Below are 14,961 nucleotides of genomic sequence, written 5' to 3'. Positions count from 1 at the left end.
CGCTGATACCCACTCACACACCTCTAGAACTTTCCCTTACTCCGGCTTATCGCCAGAATTGGCATCGTCTTGCTCTGGCTTCCATGGCTCGTCGCTGTTTTCCCTGATGATGTCGCGCACTTCCTTGATGTGGTTCCATGCAGTTTTTGCCGCTCGCTTGGCAGCGCTCTTGCTCTTGTAAAGGTGCTCCAGGGTTTTGAGCTTGCTTTTTGAGCCTGCTTGCTCTTGGCCCGCTTTTTTCTTCTTCGCCGCCACGTCCTTCCACTTGGCCACCACGCCTGTGATGCCTTCGTCCGGGTCTTTCTCGTCCTCTCTCTCGGCCTCGACCGCTTCCGTCTTCGTTTCAAATTCCACCCGCGTGGTAAAACCGTTGCCGCCCAGGTTGTGCGTGACCTTGACCGATAGCCACTCGGTGGCGTCGATCTCGGGCTTGAAGCCTTGCACGGTCACAGGCGATTGCGGGAACACGGCCGGGTTGCCCAGGGCCAGGCTCATTTCAAAGGTGGCCAGGCCGCGCAGGATGCGCTGCCATTCGGCGACGGCCGCCGCGCGCGCGTCCGTTTCATTGGCGAAAGTGGTGCGAAGGCGCTTGCTGTTGCCGGGCACGCCCGCCACCACGCTGCGGCGGCGCGCGTAGCGCTCGTCGTGCCAGAAGGCGCGCACGCCCGTGTAGGCGTCGCTTTCGGCGCTGTGATAGCGGTGGCCGTCGCCCAGGGCGCGCGTGATGGGGATGACGGGCAGCGCCTTGCCGCTGGCGGTGCGGCTCTGGTTGATGGGGATGAAGAGCAAGGTGTCGTTCTTGACGGTGGCCACCGCGTCGTATTTCCTGCCCAGCCGGCGCAGGAAGGCCGCATCGCTTTCGTGGGTCTGGTCGATGTGCTCGATGGCGGTGTCGCGCAGGCGCGCCGACACTCCCGACGAAAGCTCGTTGCGGAAAGCGATGACCTCAATGATGGCGCCCAGGGTGGTCTTGTGAAAGCTGTGCTCCTGCTGCTGTTTAAACGTGTCGATCAGGTTGGCCGACCTGGCGCGCAGGGTGATGGTGTCGGGCGCGCCGCTGTGCTCCACCTCGTCCACCGTGAACTTGCCCATATCCACCAGGCCGGTGGCTTGCCAGCCCAGCGCCAGGGCGATCTGCGCGCCGCGCGGCGGCAGGGCCAGCTTGCCGTCGCTGTCGTCCAGGGAAATGTCGAGCTGGTCGCTCTCGTCGCCACGGCACAGGGTCAACGTCAGATTAATCAGCCGCGGCGAGACGATGGCCGTCAAATCTTTGTCTTCGATGCTGATCTTGAAGGCGGGGATATGCTCGCTCATTTGAACTTGTCCGCCGCGCTGCCGATGGCGCCGCTGATGCTGCCGCCGATCTTGTCTTTCATTTCGCTGACGACGCCGCCGTATTTCGACGTGATGCCACCGACCACATTGCCCACCACGCTGCCCACGGCATTCTTGGCCGCGCCGGCAATGCTGCTGGTCATGCCGTCGATGCTGAGCATGTTTTTCAGGTCGCCGATGTCGCCCAGGCCGACCATGGCCAGCACGCCGTCATCGTCGCGCTTGAGCGCAATCGAGAACTCGACGCGCCGCGCGCCGCCGCTGCCGTCGAGGATGGTGCGCCCCTCCGTCATGCTGGTGATGCGGTAGGAGCCGAGAATGCGGCCCGTGCCCTGGATCAGTATCCACGACTTGCCCGTGTCGGCCATCATGCGCAGCGCATCGAGCGAATACAGGGAGCCGGTCAGTTCCGGCGCCACCCAGCCCGACAGGGTGATGGTGTCGTCACCTGGCCCCACGTACTGGTGCGCGTCGCGCAGGCCCACGCGCGCCGTGCTGGCGTGCTTCCATTCGGTTTGCCGCTGCAGCTCGTGATACGCCAGAGTCGGCAGGCTGAACACGAACATTCCTAAAATCATCATCATGGTGCTGTCTTTTCTTAATCGTGGTCGCGCAGGGACGAGCGGATGCGTGCGGCCTTTTCGCGGTCGCGCTGTTCCATGGCCGCATACACGGCGCGGGCGATGGCCTGGGGATCGGAACCGGCTTGCGCCTGGATGGTGATTTCGATCCTGTCGCCCTGAATGGTCATGCCGGCGCCGAACCCGCCTTGTGCCAGCGGCGCGCGCGTGTCGAAGGCGCTGGCGGGTAATGCCGTGGCCGTGCCGATGGCGATGCCGGCGCCCAATTTCGTCAGGCGCTGCGCCAGGCCGGAAACCTTGGCAATCGGCGCGCCCTCGCTGCGGTCCAGGCCCACGGCCAGGCCCTGCATGGTGTAGTCGCCGAGCTGGGCAAACACGCGGCTCGGGCTGTGGATACCCAGCTTTTCCTTGAACCAGGCAATGGTGCTGGAACCGGCATTGCTGATGGCGTCCTTGACGGCGCCCATGGAGCCGGTGATGCCGTTGACCAGGCCACGCAGGATGTTGGCGCCGAACTCGGTGAACTGGGCCGGCAGCTTGATGCCGAACCAGCTCATGACGCCCGCGAAGGCCTGGTAAAACACGCCGACCGGTGACCAGTTGATAATCAGGGCCGTGATGCTGCCCATGCCGCCGGCGCAGACCGTGCGCAGGCGTGCCCAGATATCGGCAATGAAGCCAGCGATAGGCGCCCAGGATGCGGTAATGCGCTGCAGGATGCTGGCGCCGAAGTCGGTGAACTTGGCCGGCAGCGCAATGCCGAACCAGCCCAGCACGCCCGCAAAGGCGCGATAGAACAGACCCAGCGGCGACCAGTTGACGATCAGGGCGCTGACGCCGCCAATGCCGCCAGCAAAGGCGGTCTTGATATGCGACCAGATGCCGCTAAAGAAACCCTTGATCGGCTCCCAATATTTATAGATCAGGTAGGCGGCGCCGGCGATGGCCGTCACGGCCAAGCCAATCGGGTTGAGCATGAAGGCACGCCCCAGCCATAGCACGGCACGGCCCGCCCACATGAAGGCACCGCCCAGGCCGCGCAGGATGGGCGTGAGCACGCCGCCCGTCACGCCCATCTTGGCGAACATGACGTGCAGCATGGCATACGGGCCGATCAGGGCGGCAATGCCCAGCATCAGCGGGCCGAGCACCAGCAGCAGGCCGGCCAGCACGGCAAAGGCGGTAATCATGATCTTGGCCAAGGTCGGGTTGCGTTCCATGAAGCCGTTCAGGCGCGTGATGGCGCTGATGGCCATTTCCAGACCTTGGGCATAAAGCGGCAGGATTTTTTCGCCCATGGTCAGTTTCAGGTTGGCCAGCTTGGCCGTCGCTTCCAGTTCGGCGCCGCCGGCCTGCTGCTTGCCCAGGTCATAAATCTGCTCGATGTCATACGCGCCTGCGTTCAGCTTGGCGTTCTTGTGCATCTGGATGCGTTGCTTGAACATATCCAGAAACTGATTGCCGGCCGTGCGCGTCGAAAACAGGCTGCCGATGGTGTCCTCAATTTTCTTGGGATCCGTGATGCCTTTCTTTTCCAGTTGTGGCAACAGCACTTGCTCCAGCCACTCAAATTGGCTGCGCCGGAAAATGTCACTGCCAAGCAGGGCGCCAGGGCCAAGCGTAGAGACTTGACCGACTTTATCGTGCTTCACTTTACTGTGGTCACCGATCAGTCCCAGGTTTTCCAGATTGGTCACGGCGCGCTTGGTGGTGCGCCCCTGATACAGGTTCGAATAGCCGGACATCAGGGCCGTGCCGGCACGGTGGCCGCCGACTTCCTGCACCAGCGGTTCCATCTGGTAATAGAACTGCTTGTCGTCCATGATCTTGGCGGCAATGCCGCCCGTCTTGATGAAGTTCAGCCATTCCGTCGGCCCCACGCGTCCACCCGTGGCCGTGATGACCTTTTGCATCATGTTGGCCTGGTCGTGGAATTTCTCCGAACTGGCCGTGCCGCCGCGTTGCTCGATGACTTTGAGCAAGTCCATGAAGATGCGCTCGTTCTCTTCGCCAGACTCGGCGCCGAAGAATGCCTTGTTGGCAAACTTCATCTTGGCCAGGGTGGGCGCGACCATTTCCGCATGGTGCAAGTCGCCAAAGATCGACATCGCGTCGCGCACCAGTTCCAGGTTCTCGTTCTGGCTGGTGCCGTAGGTCTTCATGTTCTTGGCGAAGGTGATCGCCTGCTGGCTGGTTTCCGGCCCCAGGCCCAGGGCATTCACGCGGGCCTTTTCCAGCTGGTAGTGCTTCGCCTCGTGCAGCCCCTTGGCGATGGGCATAGCCATGACCGCGCCGGCCGCTGTCGCGCCCGCGCCGGCCATGGCAATACTGCCCGCCTTGCTGCGCAGCTTGTCCGCATGCTGGGTGGCGTTGGTGACGCGCTGCTGCTTGGTGGCTGACGCGGCCAGGCGCTTTTGTTGCGACGCCAGCTCAACGTTGGTCAACTGAATACTGTTCTTAAGCCACTCCTGGGCCTTGCCCAGTTGGCGCGTGTCGATGCCGGCCTCCTTGAGGCTGGTGCGCAGGACGCGGAATTGCTGGCTCTGTTCGCGGCCTTTCAGCGTCAAGGCCTGCGTGACCTTCGTCGCCGCCTTCAAATCACGCGTCATGGCGCGTGTAGGAGACTCGGTCTGTTTTATGCTTGCGGCCAGCTCTTTTACTTTTTTTTGAGCTTCTTTCAGCTCAACCCCCGTTGTTCGAATACCGCTATGCAGTTCGCGGAATTTCCCCAGGTTTCTCTGCTGGGTGTTCAGTTCGCGCAAACGGTCGCTGGTCGCTTTCAGCGCCTTGGCCGTGTCGCTGGAACCGCCCATGATTTTTTTCAGCGGGCCGGTGATCTTGTCCAGCGCTGCAAACACTACCTGTAACCTCAAATCCCGACCAGCCATTTATTCCGCTCCGCTTCGCTGCCGGGCGCGTTCGCGCCAGGCCATCAGTTCATCAATCGTAAAGCCGTCCATCGCTGCCGGCGTCCAGTGGAAGACGCCGGCAATGTCGGCCATGGCGTCTTCTACTTCGCCGGGGATACCGAAAGGCGATCTGCTTTGCTCACCAAAAAAGCGCCCACCTCCGCGCCTACGCTCAGCAGGTCGGCCGGGTCCATGTTGGCGATGTCGTGCGCGGTCAGGGTTGGCTCGGTGATACGCGGCAGCACCACCTGCAGTGCGGTGACGCTCAGGTTGGCCAGATCGATCAGGGACACGCCGCGCAGGGCGCCCGCTTTGGGCTTGCGCACAGTCAGCGAGGTGATGAAGGTATCGCCGCGCTTGATCGGCTCGTCCAGTTCGATGACGGCCTGGTTTTGGGTGTCGTTGTTCATGCTGTGTTCCTTGTGGTGTGGTGGTAAATAAAAGGGGGGATTACAGGCCGATGGCCTTGCGGATGGCGGCGTTGGTGTCGCCGCCGCCAAAGTTCTCGGTGCCGCTCATGAAGTCCAGTTCGATGATGGTGGCGCCGTCGATCAGCAGCTTGTAATAGCTGCTGGCCATGGTGTATTTGTGCGTGGTGTCGTCACCCATCTTGGCGCCGCCCATATCGATTTCCTTGTAACGGCCGCGCACGACGACCTCGACGGCGGCCACCGTGCCGTCATCGTCTTCCTGATAGGCGCCGGCAAAGCGCAGTTGCACGGCGCCGTGCGTGTGCGCGCCGTACTGTTTCAGGGCTTCGGCGATCAGGCCGCCGGCGCTCCATTCCAGCGACAGCGCCTCATTGCCGAAGTCGACGGACACGGGGCCGCTCATGCCGCCGGCGCGGTACTCTTCCATTTTGCGGCTAAGTTTCGGCAAGGTGACTTCCGGCACCATGCCCATGAAGGACACGCCGTTCTGGAACAGGTTGAAGTTTTTCAGTTTGCGGGGCAGGCCCATAATTTCTCCAGTATTTCAATGCGCCCGCGCTGGCGCGGGCAGGGTGGTGATGGCGATTACGCGGCGATGCGCGAGGCGAAGTCGGCCAGATAGCGGTCGGTGATGCGCTGCTGGAATTTCAGGTTCTCCAGCGGCGGCACGGGCGTGTAGTCGTAATCGATGGCCAGCTTGCCGTCTTTCAGCGCTTCCTTGCCGTTGTATTGCTCGTCATACCAGGCGTGGCCGTCGATGATGTAGCCCTGCAGTTTCAAGTCGCGGAACTTGGCGTTGATGCTTTCCAGCAGGTCGCGCACCAGGGACGGATGCAGGGGCAGGTCGACAAAGGCGAAATGCGCTTCGGCGATGGTGTCGGCCAGCACCTGGGCCGTGCGCGTGTAGCTCTCGAAATAGAAGAAGCCGCCCGGCGCCTCGCAGGTGCGGGAACCCCAGAAGCGGTAGCCGTCCATGTTAATCAGGGTGGTTACTTCCTTGGCGTTGAGCACGCCGGCATCGGTGGCCGGGTCTTGCAAGTCGAAAAACACGTCCTTGTTGATGCCGGTCGGGCCGTTGACGACCACGTTGGACAGCGTCTTGTGCCAGCCCGTTCCTTCGTCGATCTTGGCGCGCAGGCCCATGGCGTAGGCGACGGCGGAAATACTCGCTTCCTCGTCGGTGGCGGTATTCCAGTGGACAAAATCCGGCCAAATCATCATGACCTCGCGCTGGCCGAACTGGCCGCGATAGGCGGTGGCCGCGGTAACGGTGGCGCAGCCATAAGCCGACGCATACACGAAGCCGCGCAGGCGCTGCGCCACGCTGGCCAGGGCATTGGTAACGGCCTGGGTATCCAGCCCCGGCGCGCCCAGGATGCGGGGTTTTACGCCCAGCTTGCTTTGCGCGGCCAGCAGCGCCTGGGCGCCCAAGTATTTGCCATCGGGCGACACGCCGCCCACGGCGTTGCTGGTGGTTTCCGCTTCCGTTTCGCCTTCGGCCACGCGTACAACGATGGTCAGGGGTTTGGTCTGCGCGGCGATGGCCTGCAGGCTGCGGTACAAGGTGCCCGTCTTGCCGGCCTTGCCCATGGCGGCCAGGACATTGGTGACGAGCACGGGCGTGTCGAGCGGGAAGGATACGGGGTCGGCATCGTCGGCCGTGGCGATCAGGCCCAGCACAGCGGTGGACACGGTGCGGATGGGGCGCGAACCCTCGTTGATTTCAATGACGCGCACGCCATGGTGGTAGTCGGTGGCCATGTTGCTCTCCTGGTAGGTGGTAAATGTCGGGGGTGTTACTGGGGGCTGCCTGCATCATCGAAGGCGCGCCGGGCCTCTTGCGGCAAGGCGTCGGCGATGCGCTGGAATTCGGCGCTGACGGCCGCTTGCAGGGCGTCCATATCCTGTGCTGCGGCGACCGTCGGGCAGATGGTGATGTCGAGCAGGCAGGTGCGCGCCGTGGTGATGGCTTGCGCGGTTTCCGCGTCGCCGCTGGCCATGGCGGCAAAGCCGATACCGGCCAGGCGGTTGAGGATGCCGTCACGGCGCGCGCGAACGGTGTTGAGGTAGACGGCGCATACCTGGCCATAGGGAATGGGGGCCGGTGGTGTGATGCGCAGCGTCCCTTTGACAAATTTGAACGATCCGCCGGATGCGCGGGCGGTATGGGCGGCCAAGTGGTCCGCCTCGGATACCTCAAACACATCGGATGGGATGTCCTGGTACTCGATGCAGGTAGGGTAAAAGAATCCGGTGCTCGGTGAATATCTGACGGCCATGATTATTTTCCAATCGCAAAATAGGATGGGGTGATGCCGCCCGAAAGCGCATTTCCGTTGTAGGTGTACAGGCGGCAGCCTGTTTTTGTCTTCATACCGGCGTTGACGTTGCTGGGCGCGACGGATCCGCTTCCGCCTTGCCCTTCATATCCAGTGAAGACGTGAAAACACTCGTTCGGAAACGGAATCGGGAAGATCACGTCGACATAGCCAGATTCCGGTGTCTGCGCTCCGCCGCCGACCTGCTGAATCATGCCGCTGGGTAATCTCTGGTAGCCGCTCGAAGACACCATTGCCGCAAAGTCGGCATTGCGCCACAGCTCGGCGGTCGAGTCGATGACCTGCCATACAACATCGGACGCTGCAGTGAGCGTGAGGTATTGCCCCGTTTTCAATTCGATGAAAGGGACGCCTCCTACAATGAAGCTGATATTGGCACCCGCTCCTGGGACGATTTTTGCCGTATTGCCACCAAAGCCAAAGAAGTGAATGCACTTGCCTGAATTTGTTGATAAACCAAGATCGCGAGGCTTAGGCAATGTGAAAATCACGTTTGGCGCCGAAAAGTACAGCGCTTTGCCGATATCATCAGGGGTCAGGCTGCGGTCCATTCCCACCGCATCATGCCCAATAATATTGCCTTGCGATTGCTGCACAAACTCGGCATTGGCCAGTTTTTTAGACGCGTCAAACTTCGGCAGTGTCGCCACTTCCTTCATGCTGTATTGCGGATGCGGATCGGCCGCCGCTGCGTGCTTGGCCAGCTGCTGTTCACCGTAGGCAACGATACTGCTGTCCTGTTGATCCACATGGCTACGCTGGGCCAGCTGCGGATGGGGGTCGTCAGCGCTCAGGTGCTTTCCCAGCTGCTGATCGCCATAGGCGCGTGCGCTGGTGTCCTGTTGATCGACATAGGCGACCTTGGCCAGCAGCGGGTGCGGATCGGCGGCAGCCTGGTGCTTGGCCAGTTGCTGGTCGCCATAGGCGCGTGCACTGGTGTCTTGCTGATCGACATAAGCGACCTTGGCCAGCAGCGGGTGCGGGTCAGCAGCGGCCAGGTGCTTGGCCAGTTGCGCATCGCTGTAGGCGCGCACGGTAATGATCTGTTCATCGACATACTGGCGCGTGGCCAGGATGATGGACGGGTCGATTTTCAGTTCGATGGCGGCCGTGCTGGCGACGATCAGCACAATGCGCACCACTTGCGTGCGGCCGCTGCCCTCGGTCATCAGCGGCTTGTAGCTGGGCGGGCAGTTGGCCACCGCGCACAGGTCGCCGGCTTCGTCGTAGATGCCAAGTTCTCGCATCCACCATCCGCCCACGTTCTCGGGCAATACTTGTTCGGCAATGATCTGGCTGGTGTTGTCCGGGTCTTTGTCCAACTTGTTCAGGTCGGCGCGGTGCACCTCGCGCACCAGCGCCTTTTGTCCTCGGTCGGGAGTCGGCAGGGTGCCGTTGCCGTCGCCCACGGCCATTTTTTTCAGTTTCAGGGTTTGCCCCAGGGCGATGGCGTTGGCCAGCTTGGCCTCGCCCACTTGCGTCAGGATAGCGAAATATGTGCTCATGGATAGATGGTCAGGGTGTCGATGGTATGGGATGCGCCGGCCTGCAACAGTGTGCCGCGCACTTCGATGGTTTCCGCAATCCAGGGATAGACGGTCATAACGTCGCCGTGGTACGCGGCAATGCCGGTGTAAACCGTGCCGCGACTTTCCAGATAAAGCGCCAAGCCCGTCATGTGACGGCTGACGGGCTTGGCGTCGGCAATCAGGCGTTCCATTTCCTGAAACATGGCGTCCGTGATACCCGTGTCCAGCACGCCGACGTCGAGGCGGAAGGTGCCCGGCACGCCCGGTGGCGTGGTTTGCCACCATTCGGTGATGCGGATCAGATAGCCCAGCGATTCCACCACGCGGCGCACGGCGGCAATCGTGCCCTTGTGCTTGTGGATGAAATAGGCCGCCTTGATGGCGCCGCGCTTGGTCGATTCGGGCCAGGCGTCGTCCCAGCGGTCGACGGAACAGGCCCAGGCCAGAAACGGCAGCAGGGCGACGGGGCAGCGGTCGGCGCTCCACAGCTCGCGCAGCGGCACGGGCACGTTGACCAGCTCGGCGCAGGCCACGGCAATGGCGCGCTCCAGCGCCGTGGTGTTGGGCGGCAGGGTGGCCACGTGCTTATTCATCGAGCACCACCACATTCAACTTGATGGCGGTGCAGCGGGCGGCCTGGGTGGCGTTCAGCTCGATGTCGGCGGCCGGGCTGTTCAAGACGACCTTGCGCACGCCTTCGACGTGGACGGCGGCGCTGCAGGCGGACCGGTAGATGCTGTGGCCCAGCGGGCGGCGCGGCTGCGACACGCGCACGGCGTTGGCGCGCGCGGCATCGAGCAGGATCGGCACCTCCGGGCCGACGCCGATAAACAAGGTGGCCTCGATCTGGTAATCGATGACCTGGGCGGCCTGTACCGTCAGGCGGTCGCCCAGGGGGCGCACTTCCTCGGCGTTGAGCGCGCGCGCCACGGTAGCCAGCAGCGCGGCGTCGGCGATGCCGGTGTCGTTGTTGGCCAGCACGGTGACGATGACATGCGCCGGGGCGGGGCTGGTGGCGCTCGCGTCCTTGACCTGGCCGTCGGCGCTGCGGGCGTGGAATTCGTAGGACGCTTTCGGGCCGGCCACGGACAGGCCGTCCGGCGCTTCCTGGATGCGCAGGCGGTAGGCGTCGTTGTCTTCCATGACAGCGGCCACGGGCGGCAGGGCGTTCGGATTGGCCGGCGTGATGACCAGGCGCGCCACGTTGACGTTGGCGCCCAGCTGGTCCAGGTCGCCGTCCAGCGCAAACGCCAGCATGACGGCCTTGCCCGCCTCGTTGACGCGGTTGCGCAAGATGGTTTCCTGATACGCGTTTTCTTCCAGCAGCTTGGTGGCCGGTTCCGATTCCAGCTCCAGCAGGGTCGTGACGGCCGCGCGCTCGGCTTCCGGCAGCAGGCTGACCAGATGCGTTTTGCGGCTGGCGAGGATGGCTTCGAAGTCCAGCACCTCGACGACGCTGGGCGCGGGCAATTGGGTCAGGTCGATAGGCGTGCTCATACGCTGCCGCCTTGCTTGACGGGCACGGACAGGGTGATGCCCTGGCCATTGGCCGTGCCATCGAGCAGCAGCGCGATGGCGCCGTCCGTGTCGCGCGTGAGCTGCACGCTGGCGAGCTGCAGACGAGGCTCCCAGCGGCGCAGGGCAAAGGCGGTGGCGGCATAGATGCGCAACTGCGTGGCGCTGTTCAGGGGCTGGTCGATCAGCTCGGGCACTTCGGAACCATAGCGGCGGCGCTGGATGCGCGAGCCGATGGGCGTGGTGAGAATGTCGGCGACCGACTGGCGCAAGTGGCCCAGGCCCGTCAGGCTGCGCCCGGTGGTGGCGTGCATGCCCATCATGGCAGTGGCCCGTCTGACTGGTCGCCGCCTTGCTTGACGCCACCGTGCGGATGTTTGAGCAGGCTGATGGCACCGGCCAGCACGTCGTCGGTCGCCTGGATTGTCCCTTGCACGGCCATGGTCACGCCGCCGGCGGCGCCGGCCTTGGCGTTCACGCCGCCATTCAGCGCGGTGGCGCCGTTGACGGTTGCCGATTGCTCGACAAGCAGATTGCCCATGACGGTCAGGTCGCCTGTGCAAATGGTGCTGGGCGCGTTCGATGTCACCTTGTCGGCGGTGATGGTGGCCGTGCCGCCTGGCAGGGTGGCCGTCAGGGCATGGGCCGCGTGGTCGTACTGCACCACGGCGCCGTCAGGGTAGTGCGTGGTGTGGATGCTGTCGCTGGTTTCGGGCGCGTCAAACGCCTGTGAGTACAGAGCGGGCAGGATGATGCCGCGCCTCAGGTCGCCGCCAGGAGAAAAGACGATCACCTGTTCGCCGATGGTGGGCGCCGACCAGGTGCGCGTGCTGCCGGCGCGCCGTGTTGCCCAGTTCAGCCATTCGGTGGTGAGTGTCGGCCCGAGCCGGACGCGTGCCTTGGCCCCTTTGACCTCGGCGATGGTGCCCAGGCGGATCAGGTTTTGCAGCAAGCGGAGGAGGTCGGACAGGTCGGCGTTCATGCAGTACATGTTGCCGAAGTCCGCGCGCGGATGCACGCGGGGGCGGGTTGATATTCCGCTTATTAACTATGGGGGGGGCTGAGTATGCGGGTTTCGGAAAGATAGAAAACCATTGTTTTTATTTAATTTTAAGTTTTCAGAAAATGATAAAATTATTTTTTCAGCCAATGGTCAAGGCCAAGAGGCATTACTTCTTCTTTCATTATTTTATCGCTAAGTAATTGTATTTTCTTTAAAACAACTTCCCTCATGCTTTCAACCACTTCCTTGAAGTCTATGCCGCCTTCTTTTGTAATAAATAGATCTGGTTGATATAATTCTCTATATAGTTGAGGATAAGTTTCCCCTTTTTTTACCCTAGGTAAGACGACCGCAATTCCTACACTTTCAAGATTTTTTGCCCCACTATGGGCAGCAAAATTATTTCGATAATTTAATAAGTCATCGTGTTTTAATCGGTATTTTTCTTCAACTTGCTTCCTTTCTAATTTAACTGGTCTACCTTCGCACCTAGTGAAACATTTACCATAAAATGTTAATGCGGCGACAAATAGTCCTTTGATAACATTATACATTTTTCTATCTTTTGCTAAGATATGGCCCTTAATCTCTATTTCGTTCGCACGCAAAGAATCGATCTCGGCTAACCAAACTCCAACGCTGCGAAGGTCTTTCTCAATCAATGCATATCCTGCAAGTTGTCGACTCAGCCTTGTATCAATCGGAACACGTTTGCAAGGTTTTCGATTATATGTATAAAAACGGTGTACTTTTCCAGATTCTGGCTCTACAACTTCTTGTACTTGAATGGTATTTTTCACTACTTTTCCCTTGGAAACCCTGAAATAGGTAGTATCGTTTTATGTTAAATAATAGTCAATGATGTACTTTGAAAGTAAGTGATTTCTATTTTCATAATTCTGACATGTGGAGCAACAATGATTCTCTTATTAGTGTTTTGTCAAGAATATTCATGCCTAACAACTGTCGTGCAGGATATGTATAACTCGTACCCCTCTTCGTGACTTTATCCGTCAGGCCATCTTGATGCACCCGCGCCACGCGCGCCACCCAGCCAAAGAAACCGACCTCAATCTGGTTGCCTGTCGCCTTTGCTTTCAGGTGCTTGGCGCTACGAATCTTGGCGAACATGGCCGCCTTTTGCCGCTTGATCCGCCCATTCTTCCCCTTGAATTCTTTGCGCCGCTTGCGCGCCGGGTAGGCCGTGCCATCCGGTCCCTGCTGCGCCTTGATCCGCTGCGCCTGGCTGCGGCGCAGGTCGATGGCCACCTTGTGATTGATGGCGCGGCGCTGGGCTGGCTGCAGCTTGGCCAGTAGGGCGCCGGCCCATGTTTCCAGCGCGTGCAGGTCGTCGCTCATGGCGTGGCCTCGGGCGTGCGCCATTCGGCCAGCAGGGTCTCGCCGGCATACAGCTTCCAGAACTCGTCCGCGTAGGCCGGCATGTGCTGTATCTCGGCCAGGTGCTTGATGTCGAGGCGCCCGGCCTCGCCGGTCTTGACGGCCACGCGCTCGGTCAAGTCGAGCTTGATCGAAATATCCACCGTTTCATGGTTATTGAAGTCCACCTCGAAGGCAATGCCGTGCTTGCGTGTTTCCTCGTTGGCCATCAGGTCGAGCTGGTGGACTTTGAGCCAGGCGATCAGGGCCACCATGATGGCATCCGCGTCGCCCGCGTAGTCGGTGACGATCAGGTTGAGCTTGAAGCGGTATTCGAAGGAGAGGGAGGAGGTGGCCGATGCCACCACGTTGCCCTCGTCGGCGAAGACCAGCAGGCGGTCGGGGTCGCGCTGCAGGTCGGGGATGGCGGCGGCCAGGTGCTGGCGCAGGCTATTCGGTTTGTACATGGTAGGTGTCTCGTACTAGGTTGTAGGCGTCGATGCAGGCGTTCAGTTGGCGGGCGGTGTCGTCGCCGTCGCCGGCAATGGCGTCAAGAGCTGCCGCAGTCGCTGGGTCAAGTTCGGCGCGCGCTTCAATCCGATGGCCTGCGGCAGCGGTGGTATCTGCAGTTGCGGCGCACTGGCCGCTGGCGACGGGGATTGACAGGCGCACAGCGCCGCTGCGCACGTCAGCGTTAAAACGGTCACGCTCGGTTTTCGCATGGGTTTGCTCCTGGGTGAGGTGGTCGGCGCGCTGTACCAGGGCGGCGCCGGCGGCGCGCTCCAGCGTCAGCACGCGGGCAGTGGCCTGGGCCAGTGCGCTGGCGGCGGTGCTTTTGTTGGTGGCGGCCGCGCGCTGTAATTCGGCGATGTTGGCGTCCTTGCGCCATCCCTGCGCTGTCCAGCCCGCGATGGCGCCGCATAGCAGGCAGGCGGCCAGCGGGCGCCAGGTGGTCGTGCTCACATGGCCACCCGATCCTTGATCCAGCCGAACAGAAAACGGCGCTGGGTCTTGTTGGCCTCGGTGATGTCCAGGTAGCGTGCCGCCTGCAAGCCGTTCAAGGCGCGCAGCAGCACGGTGGCGCCATCCTGGCCGCGCCATGTCAGGAAGGATGCAAGCGCTCCCAGCGACTGCGCGCCCAGGCGACCGTCGACAAACAGGGCGGGGTAGCGGGCGCCCGTGTCGTTGAAACCGTTCAGCCAGCGCTGCAGGAACTCGGCCGCGCGGTGCGGCCCCATGTTCACGCCCGTGTCGATCACTTCGGCGCCGATGCCGGCATGCAGGGCCAGCACCTGGTCGAACTTGGGTTCCGTGATGTAGCGCGCCGTGTAGATAGCGCGCGCCATCGTAACGGGCAAATCTCGCATTGGCCCCGTGTAGTCGTTGGCGCGCGCCACGGCCACCGTGATGCCGTAATTGGTTTCGCCGCCCTTGTCTTGCGGGTCGTTCACGTAGCCGCCTTCGGCGTGCAGGATGGCGTCGATGACGCGCGCAATCAGGGGATTTTCCATGGTGGCCATCAATGCTCCTTCGCGTCTTTGACCAGCTCGGCGATGTCCTTGTCGCTGCGGCGCTGGAACCACAGGGCCACTGCGCGCGATACCCACCAGCCGGGCGCGCCGACGATCAGGTCGATGGCGCTGGCGTTGACCATGGCGCCGATGGCGGGGAGCTGGGCGCACAGCAGCTGGTATGCGGTGCCGCCCAGCAGGCACGAGAACACGCCTGCGCAGGCCAGGCGGGCGACAAACTCGCCCTTGTTGAAGGTGCCGTCGCTGTTCAGCGGCGGCAGTACGATGTACAACATGGCGGCGCCGACCATGCCCAGCGCCGCCTTGAAGCCGTACAGTTTGACCAGGGTGGCGAAACCACCAAACGATTCTGCGGACATTGCTTGATTCTCCGGTGAGAGGGGTGATAGATTTTTCATGATGGATAAAAG

At 61.7% G+C, this 14,961-nt stretch carries 19 protein-coding genes; all 19 read right to left on the bottom strand.

Translation table 11 applies throughout. The features are described 5' to 3' along the window. Nucleotides 1–36: 36 nt before the first annotated feature. Nucleotides 37–1,314, bottom strand: a complete 1,278-nt coding sequence (locus O3298_RS19765; RefSeq protein WP_289918994.1) for a phage late control D family protein — start codon at nt 1,312–1,314, stop codon at nt 37–39. Then, a complete protein-coding gene (locus O3298_RS19760) occupies nt 1,311–1,919 on the bottom strand; it encodes a phage tail protein (protein ID WP_046682352.1) in 609 nt (202 codons plus the stop codon). Before O3298_RS19760 ends, O3298_RS19765 begins: the two co-directional genes overlap by 4 nt. Nucleotides 1,920–1,933: 14 nt before the next feature. Continuing rightward, nucleotides 1,934–4,804: a phage tail tape measure protein gene (locus O3298_RS19755; RefSeq protein ID WP_369811613.1), complete on the bottom strand. Its 2,871-nt coding sequence runs from the start codon at nt 4,802–4,804 to the stop codon at nt 1,934–1,936. Then, nucleotides 4,805–4,918 (bottom strand): GpE family phage tail protein, encoded by a 114-nt coding sequence (locus tag O3298_RS19750; protein ID WP_071650284.1) that lies wholly within the window; start codon nt 4,916–4,918, stop codon nt 4,805–4,807. An 8-nt stretch (nt 4,919–4,926) separates the two neighbouring features. Beyond that, nucleotides 4,927–5,235 (bottom strand): phage tail assembly protein, encoded by a 309-nt coding sequence (locus tag O3298_RS19745; protein ID WP_289918997.1) that lies wholly within the window; start codon nt 5,233–5,235, stop codon nt 4,927–4,929. A gap of 40 nt (nt 5,236–5,275) precedes the next feature. Then, nucleotides 5,276–5,785, bottom strand: coding sequence for a phage major tail tube protein (locus O3298_RS19740; RefSeq protein ID WP_289918999.1), 510 nt, complete (start codon nt 5,783–5,785; stop codon nt 5,276–5,278). 56 nt (nt 5,786–5,841) lie between these two features. Further along, on the bottom strand, nt 5,842–7,017 hold the full coding sequence (locus O3298_RS19735) for a phage tail sheath protein (protein ID WP_289919001.1): 1,176 nt from the start codon (nt 7,015–7,017) through the stop codon (nt 5,842–5,844). Between the two features lie 35 nt (nt 7,018–7,052). After that, complete coding sequence (locus tag O3298_RS19730; protein ID WP_289919003.1) at nt 7,053–7,433, bottom strand: hypothetical protein; 381 nt, start codon at nt 7,431–7,433, stop codon at nt 7,053–7,055. A gap of 104 nt (nt 7,434–7,537) precedes the next feature. Then, complete coding sequence (locus O3298_RS19725) at nt 7,538–9,100, bottom strand: phage tail protein (RefSeq protein WP_289919004.1); 1,563 nt, start codon at nt 9,098–9,100, stop codon at nt 7,538–7,540. Then, a complete protein-coding gene (locus O3298_RS19720; RefSeq protein ID WP_289919006.1) occupies nt 9,097–9,717 on the bottom strand; it encodes a phage tail protein I in 621 nt (206 codons plus the stop codon). The genes O3298_RS19725 and O3298_RS19720 overlap by 4 nt, the downstream gene beginning before the upstream one ends. Beyond that, complete coding sequence (locus O3298_RS19715) at nt 9,710–10,621, bottom strand: baseplate J/gp47 family protein (protein WP_305060322.1); 912 nt, start codon at nt 10,619–10,621, stop codon at nt 9,710–9,712. The genes O3298_RS19720 and O3298_RS19715 overlap by 8 nt, the downstream gene beginning before the upstream one ends. After that, entirely contained in the window at nt 10,618–10,962 is a 345-nt protein-coding gene (locus O3298_RS19710; protein ID WP_289919011.1) for a GPW/gp25 family protein, read from the bottom strand. Before O3298_RS19710 ends, O3298_RS19715 begins: the two co-directional genes overlap by 4 nt. Next, nucleotides 10,959–11,621, bottom strand: a complete 663-nt coding sequence (locus tag O3298_RS19705; RefSeq protein ID WP_305060321.1) for a phage baseplate assembly protein V — start codon at nt 11,619–11,621, stop codon at nt 10,959–10,961. The genes O3298_RS19710 and O3298_RS19705 overlap by 4 nt, the downstream gene beginning before the upstream one ends. A 152-nt stretch (nt 11,622–11,773) precedes the next feature. Continuing rightward, entirely contained in the window at nt 11,774–12,442 is a 669-nt protein-coding gene (locus O3298_RS19700; protein ID WP_289919014.1) for a hypothetical protein, read from the bottom strand. Between the two features lie 91 nt (nt 12,443–12,533). After that, nucleotides 12,534–13,001 carry a phage virion morphogenesis protein gene (locus tag O3298_RS19695; protein ID WP_289919016.1) on the bottom strand — a complete coding sequence of 156 codons (468 nt, stop codon included), beginning with the start codon at nt 12,999–13,001 and terminating at the stop codon, nt 12,534–12,536. Beyond that, nucleotides 12,998–13,486 (bottom strand): phage tail protein, encoded by a 489-nt coding sequence (locus O3298_RS19690; protein ID WP_289919017.1) that lies wholly within the window; start codon nt 13,484–13,486, stop codon nt 12,998–13,000. Before O3298_RS19690 ends, O3298_RS19695 begins: the two co-directional genes overlap by 4 nt. Next, nucleotides 13,470–13,982, bottom strand: a complete 513-nt coding sequence (locus O3298_RS19685) for a lysis system i-spanin subunit Rz (RefSeq protein WP_289919018.1) — start codon at nt 13,980–13,982, stop codon at nt 13,470–13,472. Before O3298_RS19685 ends, O3298_RS19690 begins: the two co-directional genes overlap by 17 nt. Next, a complete protein-coding gene (locus O3298_RS19680; RefSeq protein ID WP_289919019.1) occupies nt 13,979–14,539 on the bottom strand; it encodes a glycoside hydrolase family 108 protein in 561 nt (186 codons plus the stop codon). The genes O3298_RS19685 and O3298_RS19680 overlap by 4 nt, the downstream gene beginning before the upstream one ends. Continuing rightward, a complete protein-coding gene (locus O3298_RS19675) occupies nt 14,539–14,910 on the bottom strand; it encodes a hypothetical protein (protein WP_099388137.1) in 372 nt (123 codons plus the stop codon). Before O3298_RS19675 ends, O3298_RS19680 begins: the two co-directional genes overlap by 1 nt. Nucleotides 14,911–14,961 lie beyond the last annotated feature (51 nt).

Origin of the sequence: Janthinobacterium sp. SUN137 (genome assembly GCF_030587265.1) — a bacterium.
Lineage (GTDB): Bacteria > Pseudomonadota > Gammaproteobacteria > Burkholderiales > Burkholderiaceae_D > Janthinobacterium > Janthinobacterium kumbetense.
This window is presented reverse-complemented; position numbering and strand designations above follow the sequence as displayed.